The sequence below is a fragment of the Streptomyces tsukubensis genome, from assembly GCF_003932715.1.
Classification (GTDB): Bacteria; Actinomycetota; Actinomycetes; order Streptomycetales; family Streptomycetaceae; genus Streptomyces; species Streptomyces tsukubensis.
Window position 1 is genome coordinate 4,463,343 of sequence record NZ_CP020700.1, and the last position, 20,936, is coordinate 4,484,278.

At 70.1% G+C, this 20,936-nt stretch carries 17 protein-coding genes and 1 pseudogene; 12 read left to right on the forward strand and 6 right to left on the reverse strand.

Annotated features, from left to right (window positions below; genetic code table 11):
- Nucleotides 1-451: 451 nt before the first annotated feature.
- Nucleotides 452-1,282 (reverse strand): IclR family transcriptional regulator, encoded by an 831-nt coding sequence (locus tag B7R87_RS18230; protein WP_040915206.1) that lies wholly within the window; start codon nucleotides 1,280-1,282, stop codon nucleotides 452-454.
- A 307-nt stretch (nucleotides 1,283-1,589) separates the two neighbouring features.
- Here B7R87_RS18230 and B7R87_RS18235 point away from each other — a divergent pair.
- The 4 genes and pseudogenes from B7R87_RS18235 to B7R87_RS18250 all read left to right on the forward strand — a co-directional run.
- Nucleotides 1,590-1,766 (forward strand): annotated as a pseudogene (locus tag B7R87_RS18235) (helix-turn-helix domain-containing protein); the annotation flags it as partial.
- 103 nt (nucleotides 1,767-1,869) lie between these two features.
- Nucleotides 1,870-2,256, forward strand: a complete 387-nt coding sequence (locus B7R87_RS18240) for an ATP-binding protein (protein WP_006347602.1) — start codon at nucleotides 1,870-1,872, stop codon at nucleotides 2,254-2,256.
- 280 nt (nucleotides 2,257-2,536) lie between these two features.
- The gene (locus B7R87_RS18245) at nucleotides 2,537-3,160 is read left to right on the forward strand and encodes a GntR family transcriptional regulator (RefSeq protein ID WP_006347601.1); all 624 of its coding nucleotides are present in this window, start codon (nucleotides 2,537-2,539) and stop codon (nucleotides 3,158-3,160) included.
- Between the two features lie 176 nt (nucleotides 3,161-3,336).
- Nucleotides 3,337-5,070, forward strand: a complete 1,734-nt coding sequence (locus tag B7R87_RS18250) for an Eco57I restriction-modification methylase domain-containing protein (protein WP_006347600.1) — start codon at nucleotides 3,337-3,339, stop codon at nucleotides 5,068-5,070.
- Between the two features lie 54 nt (nucleotides 5,071-5,124).
- On the opposite strand, the gene B7R87_RS18255 is transcribed toward B7R87_RS18250, so the two are convergent.
- Nucleotides 5,125-6,198, reverse strand: coding sequence for a hypothetical protein (locus B7R87_RS18255; RefSeq protein WP_006347599.1), 1,074 nt, complete (start codon nucleotides 6,196-6,198; stop codon nucleotides 5,125-5,127).
- Nucleotides 6,199-6,605: 407 nt separating this feature from the next.
- Between B7R87_RS18255 and B7R87_RS18260 the strand changes: the two genes are divergently transcribed.
- The 3 genes from B7R87_RS18260 (at nucleotide 6,606) to B7R87_RS33135 (ending at nucleotide 12,558) form a co-directional block, all read left to right on the forward strand.
- Nucleotides 6,606-9,794 carry a S8 family peptidase gene (locus B7R87_RS18260; protein ID WP_006347598.1) on the forward strand — a complete coding sequence of 1,063 codons (3,189 nt, stop codon included), beginning with the start codon at nucleotides 6,606-6,608 and terminating at the stop codon, nucleotides 9,792-9,794.
- A gap of 247 nt (nucleotides 9,795-10,041) precedes the next feature.
- A complete protein-coding gene (locus B7R87_RS18265; RefSeq protein WP_130585011.1) occupies nucleotides 10,042-12,297 on the forward strand; it encodes an APC family permease in 2,256 nt (751 codons plus the stop codon).
- Nucleotides 12,298-12,399: 102 nt separating this feature from the next.
- Nucleotides 12,400-12,558 (forward strand): hypothetical protein, encoded by a 159-nt coding sequence (locus B7R87_RS33135; RefSeq protein ID WP_006347595.1) that lies wholly within the window; start codon nucleotides 12,400-12,402, stop codon nucleotides 12,556-12,558.
- A 95-nt stretch (nucleotides 12,559-12,653) separates the two neighbouring features.
- Here B7R87_RS33135 and B7R87_RS18270 read toward each other — a convergent pair whose 3' ends face one another.
- Nucleotides 12,654-15,407, reverse strand: coding sequence for a SpoIIE family protein phosphatase (locus B7R87_RS18270; protein ID WP_006347594.1), 2,754 nt, complete (start codon nucleotides 15,405-15,407; stop codon nucleotides 12,654-12,656).
- Between the two features lie 148 nt (nucleotides 15,408-15,555).
- Nucleotides 15,556-15,942: a VOC family protein gene (locus B7R87_RS18275; RefSeq protein ID WP_006347593.1), complete on the reverse strand. Its 387-nt coding sequence runs from the start codon at nucleotides 15,940-15,942 to the stop codon at nucleotides 15,556-15,558.
- 63 nt (nucleotides 15,943-16,005) lie between these two features.
- On the opposite strand from B7R87_RS18275, the gene B7R87_RS18280 reads away from it, so the two are divergent.
- Complete coding sequence (locus B7R87_RS18280) at nucleotides 16,006-16,971, forward strand: helix-turn-helix transcriptional regulator (RefSeq protein WP_006347592.1); 966 nt, start codon at nucleotides 16,006-16,008, stop codon at nucleotides 16,969-16,971.
- Between the two features lie 91 nt (nucleotides 16,972-17,062).
- On the opposite strand, the gene B7R87_RS18285 is transcribed toward B7R87_RS18280, so the two are convergent.
- Nucleotides 17,063-17,260, reverse strand: coding sequence for a hypothetical protein (locus B7R87_RS18285; RefSeq protein WP_006347591.1), 198 nt, complete (start codon nucleotides 17,258-17,260; stop codon nucleotides 17,063-17,065).
- Nucleotides 17,257-17,715: an ATP-binding protein gene (locus tag B7R87_RS18290; protein ID WP_006347590.1), complete on the reverse strand. Its 459-nt coding sequence runs from the start codon at nucleotides 17,713-17,715 to the stop codon at nucleotides 17,257-17,259. The genes B7R87_RS18285 and B7R87_RS18290 overlap by 4 nt, the downstream gene beginning before the upstream one ends.
- A gap of 329 nt (nucleotides 17,716-18,044) precedes the next feature.
- Here B7R87_RS18290 and B7R87_RS18295 point away from each other — a divergent pair, with 329 nt between their 5' ends.
- From B7R87_RS18295 to B7R87_RS18310, 4 genes are all read left to right on the forward strand, one after another.
- Complete coding sequence (locus B7R87_RS18295) at nucleotides 18,045-18,914, forward strand: helix-turn-helix domain-containing protein (protein WP_040915185.1); 870 nt, start codon at nucleotides 18,045-18,047, stop codon at nucleotides 18,912-18,914.
- A 17-nt stretch (nucleotides 18,915-18,931) separates the two neighbouring features.
- Nucleotides 18,932-19,141: a DUF397 domain-containing protein gene (locus B7R87_RS18300; RefSeq protein ID WP_006347588.1), complete on the forward strand. Its 210-nt coding sequence runs from the start codon at nucleotides 18,932-18,934 to the stop codon at nucleotides 19,139-19,141.
- A gap of 13 nt (nucleotides 19,142-19,154) precedes the next feature.
- A complete protein-coding gene (locus tag B7R87_RS18305; RefSeq protein WP_040915196.1) occupies nucleotides 19,155-19,928 on the forward strand; it encodes an aminotransferase class IV in 774 nt (257 codons plus the stop codon).
- Nucleotides 19,929-20,122: 194 nt separating this feature from the next.
- Nucleotides 20,123-20,848 (forward strand): dienelactone hydrolase family protein, encoded by a 726-nt coding sequence (locus B7R87_RS18310; RefSeq protein ID WP_006347586.1) that lies wholly within the window; start codon nucleotides 20,123-20,125, stop codon nucleotides 20,846-20,848.
- The last annotated feature ends 88 nt before the right edge of the window (nucleotides 20,849-20,936 follow it).

Consider the following 20,936-nt stretch of genomic DNA (forward strand, 5'->3'; position numbering starts at 1 on the left):
TCCGGCCACCGATGTGCCCCTCGGCCAATCTGGGACAGTGGACCAGATTGGTTGGGACAACGTACCCACGGGTGCGGAGGTGGGTCAATGGGGTGAAAGAAAGCGCTGAACACGCCATGTGGGCATCATGTTCCGGCCATACGGCTCAGGAGGCCGTACGGCGGTGGGAAAGAAGCGGGCGCCCGAGGGGCGGCCCGGGCCGTCAGGCCCTGTCCGGGCGATCTTGCCGGGCCCGCGACGGCAGCTACGGCGCTCCCTCCGGGCCCGGCGGCCCGGGTGGAGGCACCCCCGGGCGAAGCCCAGGGGGCGTACCCCCACGCTGCGTTGCCGGAATCGCCCGAGTGCTCACCGCCTTGCGATGCACCGCATCCGGTGCCCCACCCGGCCGCAGGGCCCGGGTCGCCGCGGGCCGATCCTCGGAGACCGCCCGGCAAGATCCGAAAGAGACGACCTAGGCGGGCTGGCGCCAGCGCACGGTGATCTCCGCGGCGGCGGCCCGCAGCACGGGCACCAGTTCGGCCATCCGCTGGTCGGTGAGGCGGGCATCGGGCCCGTAGATGCTCAGCGCCGCGACGATGCTGCCCTGTGTCCCGATGGGCACGGCCACTCCGCAGCCGCCCGGGATCCACTCCTGGTGGCTTACGGCGTACCCCTGCTCGCGCGCGGCGTCGATCCGGGCCCTGACGACGGACTCCGACTCGGGCTCGTCGCCCGCCCCCGCGCGCTCGCGCACCAGCTGATCGACCCGCTCGTTCGGCAGCATCGACAGCAGGACCCGGCCGGTGGCGCCGGAGAAGAGGGAGTAGGGGCGGCCGACGCCCGTGATCAGCCGCAGCGGCTGGGGGCTCTCGGCCTCGTAGACGGTGACCCGGCGCCCGTCGACGACCGTGGAGACACAGGCCGTCTCCCCCGTCATGGCCGCGATCCGGGACGCGGTGCCGGAGGCGGCGCCGACGAGATCGCTGTTGGCCGTGTGCTTCCAGGCGAGGGTGAGGGCGGCGGGCCCGATGACGTACTTCCGGGTCTCGTCGGCTACTGCGAGCCCTTCGTGCTCCAGTGATACGAGGATGCGCTGCACGGAGCTCTTGCTGATCGCCAGATCCCGGCTCAGCTCCCGCACCCCGCGCGGCCGGTCCGCCTCGGCGATGGCCTTGAGCACCTGGAGGGCGTGATCGACGATCTGCACCGTGCCCACGGGGCGCGTCCCGGCAGCGGGCACATCGCCGGCACCGCCGGAGTGCCCCGCTTCTCCGGGGGCTGCGGAATCAGGTGCAGTCGCCATGGAAAGCGGCAATCTCCCTCATAGGCACGGGCAGAACACGACCGAAACGCGCCGTGACGACGGACGCGAGCGACCCGTCGACTCCGTGCGGGGCCTGCCCGACGGGGTCGCCGATTCACCAAAACGGCAGTATCACACAGGGGGCCGTGAGTGCCGCAACGCCGTCCACCGGCCTCTTCGGGTCCGGAGGGACCGGGAGACCGGGAGACCGGGAGAGCCGGCCCCGGCCCTGCCCCGGGGGGACGTCCGACTCGGTACGCCTCCGGGGGCCCGGGGCACGACCCGTCGGTCCCGCCCGGAAGCGGCGCGGGCCGACGGTGGCGTACTGAGCGCCGAATACCTCCTGGACAAGGCGTGGGACGCCACTACGGATCCACTCACCAACGCGGTCCGGCTCGTCGTGTACACCCTGCGCCGCAAACTCGGTGAGCCCCGGCTGGTGCACACGGCGATCAGCGCCGGCTACTACCTGGGCACCGAGTGAGCGCGTCCCCCCGGCACCGGCCGGGCCCGGGACGGCCGGGGCGGACCCGGAGCAGCCATGCCCGGCTCTTCCTCGGCTTCGCGGGGCCCTCGCCGTATCGGCCGTGCTGATGGTCGCCGTGATCTACGCCGGAATGCGGTTCGTTCCGACGTACGACTTCCGGGACACCATCCGCCTCTTCGCCGACACGTTCGACACGATGCCGGCCCGGCTGGAAGAGTCCTTCGCCGCGCACCAGCGCTTCGAGGCCAACGCCTCGCACGAACTGCTCACTCCGCCGGCCACCACCCGCGTCGTCCTGCAGATCGCCGCCGCCGACCCCAGCGGCGAAGAGTTCGCGGAGCCGGTTCCGATGCTCGTCGAGACGAACGAACGCAACATCACCATCGCCCGGTCGATCGTGCACGCCCACCACGGCACCGTCACCGCGCACTCCAACCCCGGTGGCGGGCTGACCGTACGGGCGAAGCTGCCGCCGGGTCCGGGGTGACGGGACAGCCGACGGCGGAAGCGAGATCATCGGCGCGCCACGCACTCGGTTCGGGTGCGGGGGCCGCCGGATTGGCTTGTGCCGAAAGGGACGGTGTGGTGGGCATTTAAAATAGCCCCCTTGCCCCTTCTCATTGACCTGCCTGAGGAACCGGATGCGGCGCCGTATCATTTCAGATGGGTGATCGGTGTCGGAAACGGGCGCTGGTCCGGGCCGACGACGAACGTCGGGGCCGGGGCCGTATCGTCGAAACACCGGACATGTCACGAGGAGCGCACCCATGATTCCGCCCGCCTCCCACTCGCTACGCGAGCAGATTCGAGCCCACATCGTGGAGGGCATTCTCAGCGGGCGGTGGCAGCCCGGCGAGCGGATCGTCGAGCGGCGGATCGCGGCAGAGCTCCATGTCGGCCAGACGACCGTGCGTGAGGCGTTGCGCGAGCTGGAGAGCCTGCGGCTCATCGAGTCCTCGCACTACAAGGGTGTGCGCGTGCGGAGCCTGACCGCTGCCGATCTGGAGGAGAGCTACCTCGTACGGGCAGGGCTGGAGCAGATTGCCGCGGAGCTTGCGGTCGGGCGGCTGGCCGAGGACTGCTCGCTGCTGAAGGTGCATGTGACGGCGTTGTACGAGGCGGATCGCGCGAACGACGGGACGCAGCAGGTTCGGCACACCGTCGCCTTCCACCGCGAACTGGTGCAGGCTGCCGGGAACGGCGTGCTCATGCACACCTGGGAGGGATTGGGCATCGAAGTGCTCACCGCGTTGTCGATCCGGTGGCTGGGGACGGTCCACAAGTCCTACGCCGAGGAACACGACGAACTGATCCAGGCGTTTCAACGGCGCGACCCGGCGATCGGTTCGCTGGTCAGGGATCATGTCCTCGGGTGTGCGCCACGCGCCTGAACACGCCTCAACCGGACACGGATTTCTTGTCCACGGCCGTCCGGTGCATCAATCAGTTCTAGATCACCATGCGAATTCAGTGCCGCCGGCGACTGTCCGGGGAGATCACCGACCCGGGGATACATGGCATGCGTGGTAACATGCGGCAAAAGATTCACTGAATCTGCGAGGATTTCATGGCGACGCCTGCCTTCGACCGGGTAAAGCGAAACGGGCAGCATTTCACTCCTCAGGCGTTGGCCGAATTCCTGGCCGAGAGGGTTGTGGATCAGCTGCCGCGCGGGCGTTCGCTGCGCATCATTGACCCCGCCTGTGGTGACGGCGAACTGCTGCTGGCTGCGAATTCCGTCCTTTCGGCCGAAGGGTGGGAGGTCGCGGAGCTGGTCGGCTGTGAACTCGACCCTGCGGTGGCGGCCGAGGCGGAAGTCCGTATGTCCGGTGTCATCCAGGGGAAAGTGCATGTGGGTGATTTTCTGGAGCTGGCCGAAGACGCCGATGCCTATGGGCTTTTCGATCTGGTCATCACCAACCCACCCTATGTGCGGACCCAGGTGCTGGGGGCGGAGCTCAGTAATGCCCTGGCGGCCCGGTTCGGGCTCAAAGGCCGAGTGGATCTCACCCATGCTTTCATGAATCTGTCGACACGGCTGTTGAATTCGAGTGGCACCCTCGCGCTGCTCTGTTCGAATCGTTTTCTCACCACCAAATCCGGTGAAAACATTCGCCGTGTCCTTGATTCCGACTTCACTGTGCGCGAGATTTACGATCTCGGCGATACAAAGCTTTTCAAGGCGGCCGTGCTGCCGGCCGTTGTGATTGCCGGAAAGAAGACGGAAGACGCCGACGCTTCCGAGGGTGCGCGGTTCGCCCGTGTGTACGAGGCGACGGATCTCGCTGCCGAAAAGGAGGTGTCATCCGTGCTGGAATCCATCACGAGCGGTGCCTCCGGGGTCGTATCCGTCGAGGGAAAGAGCTACAAGATCGAATCCGGCTCTCTTGCGCGAGGAGTATCGGGCGCCCCCTGGGGTCTTCGGACGGAGGAGAGCGCCCAGTGGCTCGACGGGATCGCGGAGGGCACCTGGAAGACCTTCGGCGAGATCGCCAAGACCCGCGTCGGTATCAAGACGACCGCCGACGCGGTCTTTATCGGCGATGACTGGGAAGACCTCCCCTCGGATCGGCGGCCCGAGAGCGAAATCCTTCTTCCGCTGGTCACACACGGGAGTGTGCGGCCATGGTCCATCTCGAATGAATCAGCGACTCGCGTCCTTTACCCATACGATCTTGGAAAGGTCAAGCGTGAGCTTCTGCCCATGACCGCCTTCCCCAAGGCGATGGCGTATCTCCTGGGGCATGAGGAGAGGCTGCGGGGGCGTAAGTACGTCGTCGAAGGGGGGCGGCAGTGGTTCGAGATCTGGGTTCCCCAGCGGCCGGCCCTCTGGGCGCAGCCGAAGATTGTGTTCCCGGACATCAGCGAAGAGGCCAGGTTCGCACTCGACACATCGGGATCCGTGATCAACGGGGACTGCTATTGGATCAGTTTCGCCGATCTGCCGTCGGAAGACATCGGCTTCCTGATGCTGGCCGTGGGGAACTCGAAAATGGGCCTGCGCTTCTACGACACCGTGTGTGGAAACAAGCTGTACTCGGGGAGCCGTAGATGGATCACGCAGTACGTCGACCGTCTGCCGCTGCCGGATCCCTCGAATCCGGCAGCCGTTCGGGCTATCGGGCTGGCCAGAGAACTGTCTGAGACCCCTTGGGGGACGGAGGCTGCGGAGACGTTGCGGTCCCGAATCGAATCCGCCCTGGAGGAAGCTTTTTCCGCGGAACCGGATCGTGCTCCATCCGATGAGCAGCCGGACAGCAAGATCCCCTCGCCCGGCGCGGCCCAGGAATCACTTTTCTGACCGACTCGCCGCATGGTAGCCGACATCGGCGGCACCATGCCGATCCGTGTCTTTCTAGCAGAGGTCGAAAAAATTCGGCGGCAGATGGATCTGAAGCTTCCTGTTCTGCACGTTGCCTTCGAACCGCTGAAACGCGGTGAAGAAATCGCACCCCGTCGTCACGACCACCGAATCGACCACGATCGTCCTCTCTGCGGTCCGCTTGGCGTAGACGACGGCATAGCGGCTGTCCCGGTACTGCACCGTCGGCCCGATTTCTTTGGCGAGCGCGGTGCTGTCGGGTGACACAAGACCGAGGTCGACGGTCGGGGACAGCTGCAGCTTCACCTCCAGTGCCTGGCAGAGGATATCGGGGAACTGGCCGCCGTCGGCGTAGGTGGAGAGCTCCAGGAGTTCGCATACGCGCTGTTGAAGCATCACTCCGCGCAGGCGTTCCTGATCCATGCCGGGGTCGGTGAATTCGTAACCCTCCAGCTGCCGCAGTCTGTCGTACAGTGCCGAAATCCCGAGGACGGCACCCTGCGTCGGACGGTCGACCGGGGAGATGCGGAACCGTGTATCCAGCGGGAGGGAACCCACCGGCCCGAAGGCGTCCGTGAAGTTCTCGGTGTCCTCGGCGCTGACCAGCGTCGAGCTCGCCCCGGTGTATCGCAGCTTTGCCTGGTACTTGGAGGTCAGAGTTCCGGTGGTGTCGAGCAGGGCCAGCTCCTGACCCGACAGAACCCGTACGCTCGTGATGAAGTCCTGGCTGTCCAGGCGAATGATCGCGTACCGGCGAGCGGGATCGACTTCCTCGTTCCAGATCTGAAGATTGTTGGCCTTCTGGACATAGATGTCGAGATTCGCGGCAGGGAAACGCGGCTGGGTCTTCCTGAAAGACTTGGGTATCGCATATCCGAGTGCCTGGCAGACGATTTCCTTGGCCCGCTTCGACCGTGTCCTCAGGGGGAGTCCGGCCAGGGAGTATCCGGCCAGTCGATCGTTGAGGCGATTCTGCAGTGCGGCGTTCGAATAGAAGGCCGGTGACTCCGGCTGCTCCTCGGCTCCATAGATATCGCCTCCGCGCCCTTCGATCAGCTCGGCGATTCTCTCCGCTGCCCGCCCGGTCCGCCCATCGGGTCGGCTCATATGGTCAAAGTCCTTCAACGAGTACTCCGGGGTCGATTCTTTGGGTCGACAGACTATAAGGAGCACCCCTGGACGGGTGCGCCGGTGTCCTCGGGGCCGCTCCCGGAGGAGGAGCTGGTTTCGGCCATCAACTCGGCCCCGGACAACGGGAATCGCTCTCAGCCACTCTTTCCGGCCAGGAGCGGGGAGCGGGGACCGTTCCCGGCATCTTGTCGACCGACCCCGCAGGGCAGGGAGTCACCTTGTTCTTCACCACACGTCAGAGCCGTGGGGCGGCGACCGTTACCGCCGCTGTTACGGCAGCGGCGCTTGCCGCCGGGCTGACCAGTACGCATGCCTTCGCGGCTACCGGCGGTTCCGGGAAGTCCGGCGAGGGTACGACCGCCGGGAGCCCGGGGGCCGCCGGGATGCGGTGGGTCACGCTGATCACCGGGGACCGGGTCGGGGTGGACGCCCGGGGGCGGGTCGTCGCCGTCGAGCAGGGGCCGGGGCGGGAGAAGATACCCGTCAGGAGCTGGGCCCAAAAGGGACGTACCTATGTCGTTCCGGCCGATGCCGAGAAGCTGATCGCGCGGGGGACGCTCGACCGGCGGCTCTTCGATGTGACCACGCTCAGCACGCCCGAGAGCCGGCGGGCGTACCGCAAGGGGCTGAAGGTCATCGTCGCGTACGGGGGTGCTTCGGGTCCGGCCGCCCGCAAGGGGGTACGGGCGGATGCCGCGGTGCAGCGGTCGCTGCCGTCGCTCAACGCGGACGCGGTGACCGTGCCCGAGCGGGACGCGGGCGCGCTGTGGGAGGCCCTCACCCGCAAGGCGGACGGGACCGTGGCGGCGCGGACCGCGCCCGGGATCGCCCGGGTGTGGCTGGACGGCGTGCGCACCGCCAGCCTGGACAAGAGCGTGGCGCAGATCGGCGCCCCGAAGGCGTGGCAGTCCGGGTACGACGGGACGGGTGTCACCATCGCCGTCCTGGACTCCGGTGTGGACGAGACCCACGCCGATCTGAAGGGGCAGGTCAAGGGGGAGGCCAACTTCTCCGACTCCCCGGACACCGAGGACCGCAACGGGCACGGCACGCACGTCGCGTCCACCGCGGCCGGTACCGGTGCCGGGGAGGGCGGCAGGTTCAAGGGTGTCGCCCCCGGGGCCAAGCTGCTCAACGGCAAGGTCCTCGACGACTACGGCAACGGCTCCGACTCCGGGGTCCTCGCGGGCATCGACTGGGCGGTGGCCCAGGGCGCGGACATCATCAACATGAGCCTCGGCGGCGCTGACACCCCCGAAGTGGACCTGCTGGAAGCCCATGTCAACAAGGTGTCGAAGGAGAAGGGGGTCCTCTTCGCCATCGCCGCGGGCAACGAGGGGCCGCTCCCCGGCACCATCAGCTCCCCGGGCAGCGCGGACGCCGCCCTGACCGTCGGCGCGGTCGACGACGCCGACAAGATGGCCGACTTCTCCAGCGTCGGGCCGCGGATCGGCGACGGCGGCGCCAAGCCGGACCTCACCGGACCGGGCGTCGACATCACCGCCGCCTCCGCCCCCGGCAGCGCCCTCGCCCAGCGGTTCGGCGAGAACCCGGCCGGCTACCTCACCATCTCCGGAACCTCCATGGCCACCCCGCACGCCGCGGGCGCCGCCGCCCTGCTCAAGCAGCGCAACCCCGGCTGGACGGGCGAGCGCATCAAGTCCGTGCTCACCGGTTCCGCGAAGGACGGCGGCCACGGAGTCTTCCAGCAGGGCACCGGCCGGCTCTCCGTCGACCGCGCCCTGGAGCAGACCGTCGTCTCCGACGAGACCAGCCTCTCCTTCGGCCACCAACAGTGGCCGCACGACGACGACACGCCCGTCACCCAGCAGATCACCTACCGCAACCTCGGCAGCCAGGACGTCGAACTGGACCTGGCCGTCCGCGGTCTCGACCCGAAGGGGCAGCCCGCCGCGGCCGGATTCTTCACCCTCGGCGCGACCCGGGTCACCGTCCCCGCAGGCGGTACGGTCTCCGTGCCGATGACGGCCGACACCCGGATCGGCGGCGACAACAACGGCGCCTACACGGCCACCGTCACCGCGACCGGGGGCGGCCGGACCGTGCGGACCACCGCCGCCGTGGACCGCGAGGTCGAATCGTACGATCTGACCCTCAACTACACGGGGTCCGACGGCAAGCCCAGCAAGGACTTCATCAGCTACGCGGCCCAGCTCGCCGGGGTCGCGGAGGGGCACTTCTTCGACAACAGCGGCAAGCCCACCGTGACGTACCGGCTGCCGAAGGGCGACTACGTCCTCAACTCCATGCGGCTCACCCAGGTCGGGGCGGCCACCGCGCAGGACCGGCTGGTCCACCCCAAGCTGTCACTCACCAAGAACACCACCGTCGAGGTCGACGCGCGCCTCGCCAAGCCCGTCCGGATGAGCATCCCGGACACCCGGGCCACGCAGACCAATGCCCGCTCCTCGTACACCGTCGACAACGGCCGTCAGTTCATCAACTCCACCGAACTGGTCGGCTCCTTCGACCACTACCGGGTCGGACAGCTCGGCCCGAAGCGACCCACCGGCGTCGTGATCGACGAGTCCTTCAACGCCCAGTGGGAGCGCGGGGCCATCCAGTACAACGGCGCCGCGGGCGGCCGGGTGAAGCAGCTCTCCAACGGCCACACCACGAAGTTCAAGGCCACCGACTTCGCCAAGATCACCGCGACGACGGGCGCCTCCGTCAAGGGCAAGAAGGCGCTCTCCACACTGGTCAACGGGCTGGACGGCTGGTCGTCCGACTCGGAGACCCCGCCGTACGCCCTGCCCGGCTCCCGGACCCACTACGCGGCCACCATCGGCAGGACGAACCGCTGGTCCGTGGAGGTGGAGCAGCTCGACGCCGAGGGTTACGGCGAGACGTGGTACGCCAGCCCGGAACGGGACTACCGGCCCGGCACGACCCACCGCATCACGCTCGGCACCGCCGTCCACTCCCCGCTGATGACCCCGTACAGCGGGGTCTTCCGCCGGGACGACGCCCTCTGGGCCGAGGTACCGCTCTTCTCCGACAGCCGGGGCAACGCGGGCGTCTCCGCGTTCACCTCGGCGAAGACCACGCTCTACCGGGGCACCACCAAGATCGGTGAGAACGCGGACGCGTTGCAGGGCGAGGACGGTTTCCACGTCGGCCCGGAGGACGCCCAGTACACCCTGACCACTTCGGTGCGGCGGGACCCGGCCGTCTCCTCCGCCGGTACCCGTATCGACGGTTCCTGGACCTTCCGCAGCGCGCAGACGGCCCCGGACGAGCTGGTGCGGACGCCTCTGTCCACCGTCCGCTTCGGCGCCCCGGTGGCGCTGGACGGCACCGCTCCGGCGGGCCGCAAGGTCACCTTCCCGGTCACCGTCCAGGGACCCGCGGCCGGCAAGGGGCTGAAGGGCCTCGCGGTCTCCGTCTCCTACGACGGCGGAAAGACCTGGCAGCGGGTGCCCGTCACCAAGGGCAGCGTCACCATCAAGAACCCGGCCAAGGGGAAGACCCTGGCGCTGCGGGGCCAGGTCGCCGACACCAAGGGCGGCAAGGCGAGCGTGACCGTGTACGACGCGTACCGGGGTAAGTAGCGCCGGTACGACGTGTGGTGCCGTGCCGTCCGTCCCGCTGTACGGGGGCGGGCGGCACGGCCTTTCCGGCGGTGGCTCTTCCGGCGGTGGCTTCTCCGACGGCCGCCTGACCGAGTGGCCGAGTGACCGGGTGATCCGCCGGTGTCGGTGACGTGCCCGGCGGGGCGGGTGTCCCACGCTTGCCGGTGTGACAGGTGCCGAGGAACGGGCGGGCGGTGACACCGCAGGTCTTCCGGGACCCGCCGCGGTGCTGCCGGGGCTCAGCGACGAACAGGTCCGGGCCCTGCGCCGGGTGGGGCGGGCCTGGGGGCGGGTGTCGTCGCCGCCGGAGGTATGGCACCGGGCGCTGCCGGTGGAGCCGGATCTGGGCGCGTTTCCGGTACGGGCCGAGGCCGGGTCGGCCTGGTTCGGGCGGCTGGTGCCCCTCTCCCCGCTGCGGGCCCGGTCCCTCAGCGGACGGCGGGCGGTGGAGCCCGCGGCCGCGGCCGGGGCGGTCCCGGCGAGCGCGGGCACGGCCGGAGCGGGTGCGGGTGCGGGCGAGACGGTTCGCAGGCTGCTGCTCGGCGCCCCGCTCGCGAGTTCCGCGTTCGTCACCGAGCGGATGCGGAAGCTGGTGGCGCTGCCGGTGCTCTCCGCCGACGCGCTGTCCTCGGTGGCGTACGGGCCGGAGGCGATGCTCACGGTCCTGGTCCTGGCGGGAGCCGCCGGGCTCGCGTACTCCTTCCCGGTCGCCGCCGTGATCGTCTTCCTGATGCTCGCGGTCGGCGTGTCGTACCGCCAGACCATCCGGGCCTATCCGCACGGCGGCGGCTCCTACATCGTCGCGGGCGACAACCTCGGACCGGCCGCGGGACTGGTGGCGGCGGCCGGGCTGATGACGGACTACGTCCTCACGGTCGCGGTCTCCATCGCCTCCGGGATCGCCGCGATCACCTCGGCCCTGCCGGGCCTGGTCCCCTGGACCGTACCCCTGGGCGTCCTGGTCGTCGTGGTCCTCCTGGCCGGGAATCTGCGGGGCATCCGGCAGGCGGGCGCACTGTTCGCCGCCCCCACCTACGCCTTCGTCATCGCGATGTTCGCCCTGATCGGCGCCGGGCTCGTGGACGCCGCCGAGACCGGGTTCCGTCCGGTGGCGCCGCCCGCGCTGCCGGTCACCGAGGCCGTCGGACTGCTGCTGATCACCCGGGCCTTTTCCTCCGGCGCCACCGCGATGACCGGTATCGAGGCGATCTCCAACGCCGTCCCTGCCTTCCGGCCCGTGGAGTGGCGCAACGCCCGCACCACCCTGAGCTGGATGGTCGGACTGCTGATCGCCATGTTCGCGGGGATCGTCGTACTGATCCATCTGACCGGTGTGGTGCCGCACTCTCGGGAGACCGTGCTCTCCCAGCTGGCCCATCTCTCCTTCGGCGGCGGCTGGATGTACGTGTACATCCAGGCGGCGACGGCCGCGGTGCTGCTGCTGGCCGCCAACACCGCGTACAACGACTTCCCCCGGGTGCTGTCGCTGCTGGCCCGGGACGACTACGCGCCCAAGGCCTTTCTGCGCCTCGGGGACCGGCTCGCCTACAGCCGCAGCATCGTGCTGCTGTCGCTGGCCGCGGCCCTGGTCTACATCGCCTTCGAAGGCCGTACGGACGCCCTCATTCCGCTCTACGCGGTCGGCGTCTTCCTCGCCTTCACGCTGTCGCAGGGCGGGATGGTGGTCCACTGGTGGCGGCGGCGCGATCCGCACTGGCGCAAGAGCCTCGTGTTCAACGCCGTCGGAGCCGTACTCTCCGGACTCGTCCTGCTGACCGCCGGGGTCGGCAAGTTCACCTCCGGTGCCTGGGTCGCGCTGATCGCCGTTCTGTTGTTTCTGCTGGTCACCACCCGGATCAGAAGCCACTACACCGCCGCGCGGGCCTATTTGCGGCTCCGTCCGCACGCTGTGGAACTCCCTGCCCGCACCGGCGCCGGGCCGCTCGCCCCGGCGACTCCCGCCGGGGGCCCGCGGGCCGGCCGGGAGGCGAAGAAGGCCAAGAGGGCCGAGAGGGCCGAGAGGGCCGAGAAGGCCGAGAGAACCGGCGAGCCCGAGGAGGCCGAGGAGATCCCGGGGGAGATCCACCATCTGTCGGTGGTCGCCGTCGCCACGCTCGACCTGGCCGGAATGCGGACCCTCGCCTACGCCGCCTCCCTCGGACAGCCCGCACTTGCCGTCCACATCAGCACCACCGAGGACGAAGAGCGCCGCTTCCGCGCCTACTGGAGTCTGTGGGGCGACCATCTGCCGCTCCAGACCGTCCTCTCCCCCTACCGGGCCGTCGTGGCGCCCCTGGTGCACTACATCGAGACCCTGCACCGGCTCAATCCGGAACTGACGCTCACGGTGATCCTTCCCGAGATCGTCACCCGGCACCGGCGGCATCAGTTCCTGCACAGCCGCACCGCGGCCCGTCTGCGCCGCGCCCTGCGCCACCTTCCGAAGATCGTCATCACCACCGTCCCCTTCCATCTGCCCTGACGGCGGGCCGCCGTCCCGGCCCTTGTTAGCGTGGGCCCATGCCGTACAGCGACAGATGTCTCCTACGCCGGCCCCAGGGCGGGGCGCGTAGGAGAGGAAGACATGGCGCACTCACCGCACCGCCGCCGCAAGGGCTGCGGGCTGTGCCGGCCGCACAAGCTGAGGGGCTACGGGCGTTCCGTCCGTGATCCCTGGCCGGTCGCGAGGAAGCTCGGCAGGAAGCGCCGCTTCGGCCGCCGGGACCTGGGAGACCAGGACTAGACCGGACTGACAGGACCGAACAGGCCCTCGGGGCCGGGCTCCGGCCCGGCCCCGAGGCGTTTCGCGGGCCGGGGGCGGGGCCGGTGACCCGTCCGCTAAAGGTTCCAGTGGTCCAGCAGGGCGTCCGTCAGATCGGGGCCGCCGGACGGCGCGCCGCCGGGGCCCTGGAGGTTCTGTTCGGTCCAGATCGCCTTGCCCCGGGCCGTGTAGCGGGTGCCCCAGCGGTCGGCGAGCTGCGCCACCAGGAAAAGACCGCGGCCGCCCTCGTCGGTGATCGCGGCCCGCCGCAGATGCGGCGCCGTACTGCTGCCGTCGAAGACCTCGCAGATCAGCGAGGTGCTGTGGATCATCCGTACGGTGATGGGCTGGGAGGCGTACCGGATGGCGTTGGTGATCAGTTCGCTGAGGATCAGCTCCGTGGTGAAGACGATCTCCTCCAGTCCCCAGGCCTGCAGTTTGGCGGCGCACTCGGCCCGTACCGGCGCGACGGCCGCCGTATCGGAGGGGACCTGCCATTCGGCGATCCGCTCCGGGTCGAGCCGGTGGATCCGGGCCACGAGCAGCGCGATGTCGTCGCGGGGCTGGGCCCCGGGCAGTGCGGTCAGCACGGCCCGGCAGGTCTCCTCCGGGTCGAGGCCCGGCTGTCCGGCGACGGCGTCGATCAGCAGGCCGAGCCCGGTGTCGATGTCCCGGTCGGGGCGTTCGACCAGACCGTCGGTGTAGAACACGATCCGCGCCCCCTCCGGCAGGGTGAACCGGGCGGTTTCGACGGGGAGTCCGCTGCCGGTGCCGAGCGGCGGCGAGACGGGTACGTCGAGGACGACGACGCTGCCGTCGGGGTGGACGAGCACGGGCGGCGGATGACCGGCCCGCGCCATCACGCAGTCCCCGGTGACCGGGTCGTACACGGCGTACAGGCAGGTCGCCCCGGTCACGTCGGGCCCGTCGTCGCCGGGGGTGCGCTCCTGGTCCATCCGGTCGACGAGTTCGTCGAGGTGGCTCAGGATGTCGTCGGGCGGCAGGTCGAGTGCGGAGAAGTTGTGGACGGCGGTACGGAGCCGTCCCATGGTCGCCGCGGCGTGCAGCCCGTGGCCGACGACGTCGCCGACGACGAGGGCGACCCGGGCGCCCGGCAGCGGGATCACGTCGAACCAGTCGCCGCCGACGCCTGCCTGCGCGGGCAGATAGCGGTACGCGACCTCCACCGCCTCCTGGACCGGGAGGTAGCGCGGCATCAGGCTGTGCTGGAGCGTGACGGCCATGGTGTGCTCGCGGGTGTAGCGGCGGGCGTTGTCGAGGGAGACGGCGGCCCGCGCCGCGACCTCCTCGGCGAGCGCCAGATCGTCCGCGTCGAAGGGCTCGCGCGGCCCGGCGCGCCAGAAGCAGACGACGCCCAGCAGGGTTCCGCGGGCCAGCAGGGGGGCGGCGAGCAGGGAGTGGACCCCGTAGTCCAGGAGCCGCCGGGCGCCTTCCGGGTCCTGGGACAGCCAGCCGGGGGCGTTCCGCAGGACCGGTTTCAGGACCGGGCGGCCGGTGCTCATGGCGCGGGCCTGCGGGGTGGCGGGCGCCAGCTCGATACGGGAGCCCTCCGAGTAGAAGGGGGCGCCGTCCCGGACCCCGGCGACGACGATCCGGCGTACGTCGCGCTCCGCGCCGTGCAGCTCCTCGCCGCGCAGCACCGCGTCCACGAGGTCGACGGTGACGAAGTCGGCGAACCGGCCGACGGCGGTCTCCGCCAGCTCCCGCGCGGTGCGCCGGACGTCCAGGGTGGTGCCGATGCGCATCCCCGCCTCGTAGACGACGCCCAGCCGCCGCTGGGCGGCCTCGGCGCGCCCGGACAGCGTCAGCAGCTCCGTGGTGTCGCGTACGGTCGCCACCCGCCCGGACTCCGCCGCGGGGCCGCCGTCCTCGGTGCTCTCGGTGGGGCGCTGACTGATCGCCAGGGTCCGGTTCCCGACTTCGTACAGCTCGTCGGTGGCCTCCCGGCCCGACACCAGCAGATCCGCGATGCCCGGCGGCAGCTCCAGGCCCGCCGCCGCCCGCCCCTCGGCGTCCTCCGGCAGCCGGAGCAGCCGCCGGGCCTCGTCGTTGACGAGCTGCAGCCGGCCGTCGCGGCCCACGATGACGACGCCTTCGCGGACCGAGTGCAAGACCGCGTCGTGGTGTTCGTACATCCGGGTGATCTCGGTGGGCCCGAGGCCGTGGGTCTGCCGCAGCAGCCGTCTGCTGAGCAGGGCGGCGCCGCCGGTGCTCAGCAGGACCGCGGCGCCCGTGGCGCCCAGGACGGCGGGCAGCTGTTCCCGGGCGGCGGACTGGATGGAGGCGACGGTGACGCCCGCGCCGACCGCGCCGACCACGGTCCCGTCCGGCCCGCGCACCGGTACGTACGCCCTGACCTGCGGTCCGAGCGTGCCCACCCAGTCCTCGACCACCGTCTCCCCGGCCAGCAGCGGTTTGATGTCGGTGGAGGTCATCTTGCCGATCCGGTCGGGCAGCGGGTGGGTCAGCCGGATCCCCTGCCGGTTCAGCACCACCACGAAGCTCACCTCGGCGCCCTTGCGGGCGGCCTCCGCTCTCGGCTGGAGCACGGCGGTCGGATCCGGGGAGACGATGGCCGCGGCGGTTCCCGGGGCGTGGGCGAAGCCCTCGGCGAGCGCGAGGGAGCGGCTCCCGGCCTCCTGGTGGCTCTCCTGCCGGGCCATGAGCAGCAGCAGGAAGATCGCCCCGAGGGCGAGCAGGACCACGACGACGAGCTGGAGCACGAACATCTGCCCCACGACGCTGCGCAGCCCGAACACGGACCGCGCCCCGCCGCCGGTTGCTCCGGAGGAGCGTTCGGATCCCGCCATGAATCTTTTCTACACGTATGCACCGTTATGGTGCCTGCGGGGCGGGCGGCCGGTAGGGGGGTCGAGGAGATGCTCCGGGCGGGCGGTAGGGGCGGGCGAGGGTGCCGGGTCCGGCCCGACGGGGGCGGCCCGGCGGGGCCCCCGCCGCTCAGTCCTGGGTGGAGAGGCAGAACGGATGGCCGGCGGGGTCCAGCAGGACCGTGCGCTGCTCGGGATGCGGTTGGGCCGGGGGCTCCACGGCGCCCAGGGCCAGCATCCGTGCCCGGGCCGCCTCCAGATCGTCGACGCCCAGCTCCATATGCGCCTGCTTCCCCTGGGAAGGGTCCGGCCAGGTCGGACGCCGGTAGTCGGCGACCCGGATGAAGCCCAGCCCCGGCGAACCCTCCCGGCCGAGCAGCACGAAGTCGTCGCTGGAGTGGACGACGGGCAGGCCGAGCGCCTCGCCGTAGAAACGGGCCAGCTCGACGGGGTCCGGGCAGTCGAAGTCGACGGACAGCAGACGGATCGCCGGTGCGGTTGCGGTTCCAGTACTCATGGGAGGGACCCTAGGACGGGACCAGGACAGGTCCGGTCCTGGTCATGAGGAACACTGCGGGACGTGATCAGCACTTCCGCCCGTCTGCTCCGACTGGTCTCACTGCTCTCCACCCGGCCGGTCTGGACCTGCAGCGAGCTGGCCGAACGGATGGCGGTCACCGGTCGTACGGTACGGCGGGACATCGCCCGGCTGCGGGAGCTCGGCTACGGCATCGAGTCCGACCCCGGACCCTGGGGCGGCTACCGCCTCGTCGGCGGTGCCCGGGTGCCGCCGCTGATTCTCGACGACGAGGAGGCGCTCGCGGTGGCCGTCGCACTGCGCGAGGCCGCGCTCAGCGGCATCCTCGGCGGCGACGGGGCGGCCGTGTCGGCGCTGCTGAAACTGCGGCAGGTCCTGCCGCCCCGGATCGCGGACCGGCTGGGTGAGATGGATGCCACCTTCGTCCACACGTCCAGAACCGAGGAGCCGCAGATCTCCCACGGCACGCTGCTGGAACTGGCCGCCGCCTGCCGCCGTGGTGAGCGCGCCTGGCTGTCGTACCGCGACCATGCGGGCAGGGACAGCGTCCGGGACGTCGACCCCTACCGTCTGGTGCACACGGGCATCCGCTGGTACTTCGTCGCCCGGGACGTGGCCCGGGACCAGTGGCGTACGTTCCGGGCCGACCGGGTGCTGCGCATACGGCCGACCGGGCAGCCGGCCGAACTCGTCGACCCGCCCGACCCGGCCCTCCTCGTCTCCCGGGGCATCGCGAGCGTCGTCTATCCCCTCTACGGGCGGATCAGGCTGCCGCACCCCATGGACCGGGCCCTGCGCCTGGTCCCCCCGACGATCGGCACCCACCACCCGGACGGACCCGATGCCACGATCGTCGAAATCGGCGCCAACGACGCGGACCAGCTCGCCCGGTACCTCCTCGGCCTGGGCACGCCCCTACGGGTCCTCTCCCCGGACGGGGTACGGGAGGCTCTGCTGCGCCGAACCCGGGAACTGTTCGAGGACAACAGCGGCCGGTCCTCGCAGTAGGGCTGTGGCGCGGGGTCAGGTCGGGGCTCCGTCGATATGCGCGCTGCGAACGGGCTCACGCAATCAACGGCTCATGAGGCGGGGATGAGAATCAGGCGTGGATTCGAGGAGTCCTGACGGGGGTGGAAAGGGAGACGGGAACACGGCCGGTGTGGGCGTCGAGGATGTGCTCCGGGCAGGCGAGGGCGCCGGGTCGGGCCTCCACCGGGGCGGTGGTGATCCGGCCGCAGACGCAGCAGACGGCGGTGACCGGCGGTGAGGGTTCGGCAAGCAGGCCCTCCGGCGTCATCGGGACAGCCGTTCCACGGGCGGCCCCGGGGCTTCCGCCGGGACGGCGAGGACGCACCAGGTGGTCTCTCCACCGGGGCTGGTGCCCCACTCCCGCGCGAGCGCGGCGACCAGCAGCAGACCGCGCCCGCCCTCCTCCTCGTCCCCTGCCGTCCTGGCGACGGCCCGCTCCTGGGTGCCGTCCGCCACTTCGATCCGGAGTTCGTGGGCGCGGTGCTCGACTCGCAGGGTGATCCGGTGGCCGTCTCCGTGCCGGATCGCGTTGCTGACCAGCTCGGAGACGATCAGTGCGGCGTCGTCGGCGAGGTCGGCGAGGTGCCAGCGGCGGAGCCGGTCCGCCGTGAGATGCCGTAGGGGCCGGACCCGGGATTCGTCGGGGGAGAAGCCGATCTCGAAGGCATGGCGCGCGGCCGGTCGTGTCTCGGCCGGGAACAGCCCGTCGGTCGTCGAGGTCATCGGCGTTCTCCCAGGGGGTGCGTCCGGGAGGCGATCGCCCGGAGGCTGGTGACTGGCTGACGCGCTCCGCCGCGGGCGGCACCTGATGCCGCGCAGGGGAGTGCGTCGCGGAGATCGGCTACTTCACCGAACCGCCCAACTACCGTGCGCTCTGTGCGATTTACTGTGCAAGGGCATTGGTAGAGGTGCCGAAAATGGCACATGCCACGGCACCGGACACGGAGTTGTCCGGTGGGTGACAGGGGGTGGAGCCGACCGGAACAGAGTGCGTCGCGGTACCGGGCACAGCCCATGTTGAGCACCGGCAGGACCGGGGAAAGGGTGAGACAGTGGCAGCGAAGCGCGGAGCGACTTTTCGGCGCAGGGAGTTGGGCAAGGAGCTGCGGAAGCTCCGGGAGGAGAGGGGGCAGACCCTGCAGGAGGTGGCCGAGGCCCTGGGCTTCTCCCATACGAAGCTGGCGCGCGTCGAGATCGGGGAGAACGATCTGCCGCGCGTGACCGATCTCCAGCGGCTGATCGACCTTCTCGGACCGGATATGCCCGAGGAGGATCAGGAGACTCTGCTCCAACTGCACCGGGAGTCCCTGAGTAAGGAGCCGTGGACGCCGTACAAGGCGTACATGCCGTCGCGCATGCCGACGTTCCGCGGGCTGGAGCAGGATGCGACGGTGATGCGGGCCTGGCAGCCGTCATTTGTCTTCGGCCTCTTCCAGACCGAGGACTATGCGACGGCGCTCTACCAGATCGCCAAACCGGTCGACGAGACGAAGACCGAGTACGTCGAACAGAACGTCCGGCTGAGGATGGAGCGGAAGGAACTGATCACCCGCACCGAGGACCCGCTGGAGCTGCGGGTCATCATGGACGAGACCGCTGTACGCCGGGTGGTGGGCAGTCCCGAGGTGATGCGGGCGCAGTACCGGGAGATCGTGGAACTCTCGGAGCTGGACCATGTGACCGTCCAGATCCTGCCGCACGATGTCGTGACCTATCGGGCCGAGAGCAACTTTATTCTGCTGGACTTCTCCGAGACCCTCGCCCCCGTCGTACAGACCGATATGTGGAACACGGTCAGCGTCACCGACGAGCGGCGCGAGGTCCAGCGCAATATCCGCCGCTTCGACGCGATGCGGGACAGCGCGCTGCCGCCGGCTCGTACCGCCGGATTCCTGGAACAACTCACACGAGAGCGGGCTTAGCCATCACTACCGACGACATGGCCCTTGGACTGGCCTCCGCAGCCACTTGGTTCAAGTCCTCCTACAGCAACGACTCGGGCGGCGCGTGTGTCGAGATAGCGGATCTGACCGGCCGGGTCGGTGTCCGCGACTCCAAGGAGCCGGGTGGGCCCGTGCTGCTGTTCGGTGCTGCCGCGTTCGCCCGTTTCCTCGCGGGTGCGGTCGGCCGACCGGAGTGCCCGCGGTGACATGCTGGCCGGTATGGCGACCTTCGACGACCGGCCCGCGACCGCCGACGACCTGCTGCCGCTCGCGCTGACCTCGTACGGCCACTTCACCACCCTGCGCATCGAGGCCGACGGAAGGGTCCGCGGGCTCTCCCTGCACCTGGAGCGGCTGGTACGGGACGCCCGGACGCTCTTCGGTACCGCTGTGGACACCGGCCGGGTGCGGAAGCTGATCCGCGCGGCGACGGCCGGGCGGGACCTGCCGTGCACCGTACGCGTCACCCACTACGACCCGGCCCTGAACCTGACCCGCCCGGCGGAAGCCACCGGTCCGCGGTTCCTGGTGACCGTGCGCCCTGCCGGGGAACTGTCGTCGCCGCCGCTCGCGGTGATGAGCGTGGTGTACGAACGCGATCTCCCCCTGGTCAAACACTGCGGGCTCGTCGGCGCGCTGCACGCCCGCCGCACCGCGCAGCTCGCGGGCTTCGAAGACGCGCTGCTGATCGGCCGGGACGGGCTGGTGTCCGAGGGCGTGACCTGGAACGTCGGCTTCGTCGACGCCGATGGCCGGATCGTCCGCCCCGAAGGCCCGGCGCTGCCCGGGGTGACGGAGGCGCTGCTCCCCGGGGGCGCGTCCGAGCCGGTCCCCCTGGAACGGACCAAGGGCATGCGGACGGCCTTCGCGACCAACGCGGCGATCGGCGTCCGCGCCCTGTCGTCGGTGGACGGCACCCCGCTGGACACGGCGCATCCGGTGCTGGATGAGCTGCGGGAGGCGTATCTGGCGGTGCCGGGGGAGGAGTTGTAGCCGGGGGTCAGATCGGGGAACACGGTCAGCGTCACCGGTCGGCATTCGGCATCCGCCGTCCCGAACAGACAGTGGTTGAAGCACAAGCTGAGCCGAACTCTTGACGGGTGGTTCTCGAATACGCCGGAGACCTGCCTTCTGCCGGCGGCAGAACACCGGCCCGACCGGGTCGACGATCACTACAGTCCGGGCTCATGACGACAGTGACAACGCGCACGATCGAATACCCGGCCGACGGCCTGACGATGATCGGGCACCTCGCGCTCCCGGCCGGTGTCGACCGTCGGCCCGCGGTCCTGGTAGGGCCCGAGGGAGTGGGGCTCAGCGATGTCGAGCGCCGCCGGGCCGATGCGCTCGCGGAGCTGGGATACGTGGCGCTGGCCTTCGACCTCCACGGCGGGCGCTACTTGGGTGACCCTGAGGAGATGCTGGCCCGTTGCCTGCCGCTGCTCGCCGACCCCGACCGGATGCGAGGTATCGGCCACGCGGCACTCGACGTGCTCCGCGCCGAACCGCGGACCGACCCGGACCGCTTCGCCGCCGTCGGCTACGGCACCGGGGGCGCGATCGCGCTGGAACTCGGGCGCGACGGCGTCGACCTGCGTGCGATTGCGACAGTCAACGGACTGACCACGGGCCGACCGGGCGAGGCGGCGCGCATTCGCTGCCCGGTGTGGGCCGGGGTCGGGTCGGAAGACCCGATCATGCCGCCCGCGCAACGGGACGCCTTCACCGCCGAGATGCAGGAGGCGGGCGTCGACTGGCGCCTCGTGGTCTACGGCGGCGCCTTGCACGCCTTCCATCACCCACCGGTCGACCACATCGTGCTTCCCGGGGTCGGTTATCATCCTCAGCACGCGCAGCGAGCTTGGCGGGACGTCGTCGACCTGCTCGCCGAGTGCCTGCCCATAACGGACTGATCTGGGCAGACTGGGGTTTGTTTGCAGGTTTCTGGTCCCCGGGCGACGCGCTGCTGGTCGGCTGGATCGGGATCTTCGCCTTTACCGT

Excerpts from the sequence above, each read along its gene's own strand:
- B7R87_RS18250 (WP_006347600.1), top strand. The coding sequence starts at position 3,337 with ATGGCGACGCCTGCCTTCGACCGGGTAAAGCGAAACGGGCAGCATTTC.
- B7R87_RS18300 (WP_006347588.1), top strand. The coding sequence starts at position 18,932 with ATGGCCCTTGGACTGGCCTCCGCAGCCACTTGGTTCAAGTCCTCCTAC.
- B7R87_RS18290 (WP_006347590.1), bottom strand. The coding sequence starts at position 17,715 with ATGACCTCGACGACCGACGGGCTGTTCCCGGCCGAGACACGACCGGCC.
- B7R87_RS18255 (WP_006347599.1), bottom strand. The coding sequence starts at position 6,198 with ATGAGCCGACCCGATGGGCGGACCGGGCGGGCAGCGGAGAGAATCGCC.
- B7R87_RS33135 (WP_006347595.1), top strand. The coding sequence starts at position 12,400 with ATGGCGCACTCACCGCACCGCCGCCGCAAGGGCTGCGGGCTGTGCCGG.
- B7R87_RS18245 (WP_006347601.1), top strand. The coding sequence starts at position 2,537 with ATGATTCCGCCCGCCTCCCACTCGCTACGCGAGCAGATTCGAGCCCAC.
- B7R87_RS18260 (WP_006347598.1), top strand. The coding sequence starts at position 6,606 with ATGCGGTGGGTCACGCTGATCACCGGGGACCGGGTCGGGGTGGACGCC.
- B7R87_RS18230 (WP_040915206.1), bottom strand. The coding sequence starts at position 1,282 with ATGGCGACTGCACCTGATTCCGCAGCCCCCGGAGAAGCGGGGCACTCC.
- B7R87_RS18275 (WP_006347593.1), bottom strand. The coding sequence starts at position 15,942 with ATGAGTACTGGAACCGCAACCGCACCGGCGATCCGTCTGCTGTCCGTC.
- B7R87_RS18305 (WP_040915196.1), top strand. The coding sequence starts at position 19,155 with ATGGCGACCTTCGACGACCGGCCCGCGACCGCCGACGACCTGCTGCCG.
- B7R87_RS18285 (WP_006347591.1), bottom strand. The coding sequence starts at position 17,260 with ATGACGCCGGAGGGCCTGCTTGCCGAACCCTCACCGCCGGTCACCGCC.
- B7R87_RS18310 (WP_006347586.1), top strand. The coding sequence starts at position 20,123 with ATGACGACAGTGACAACGCGCACGATCGAATACCCGGCCGACGGCCTG.
- B7R87_RS18270 (WP_006347594.1), bottom strand. The coding sequence starts at position 15,407 with ATGGCGGGATCCGAACGCTCCTCCGGAGCAACCGGCGGCGGGGCGCGG.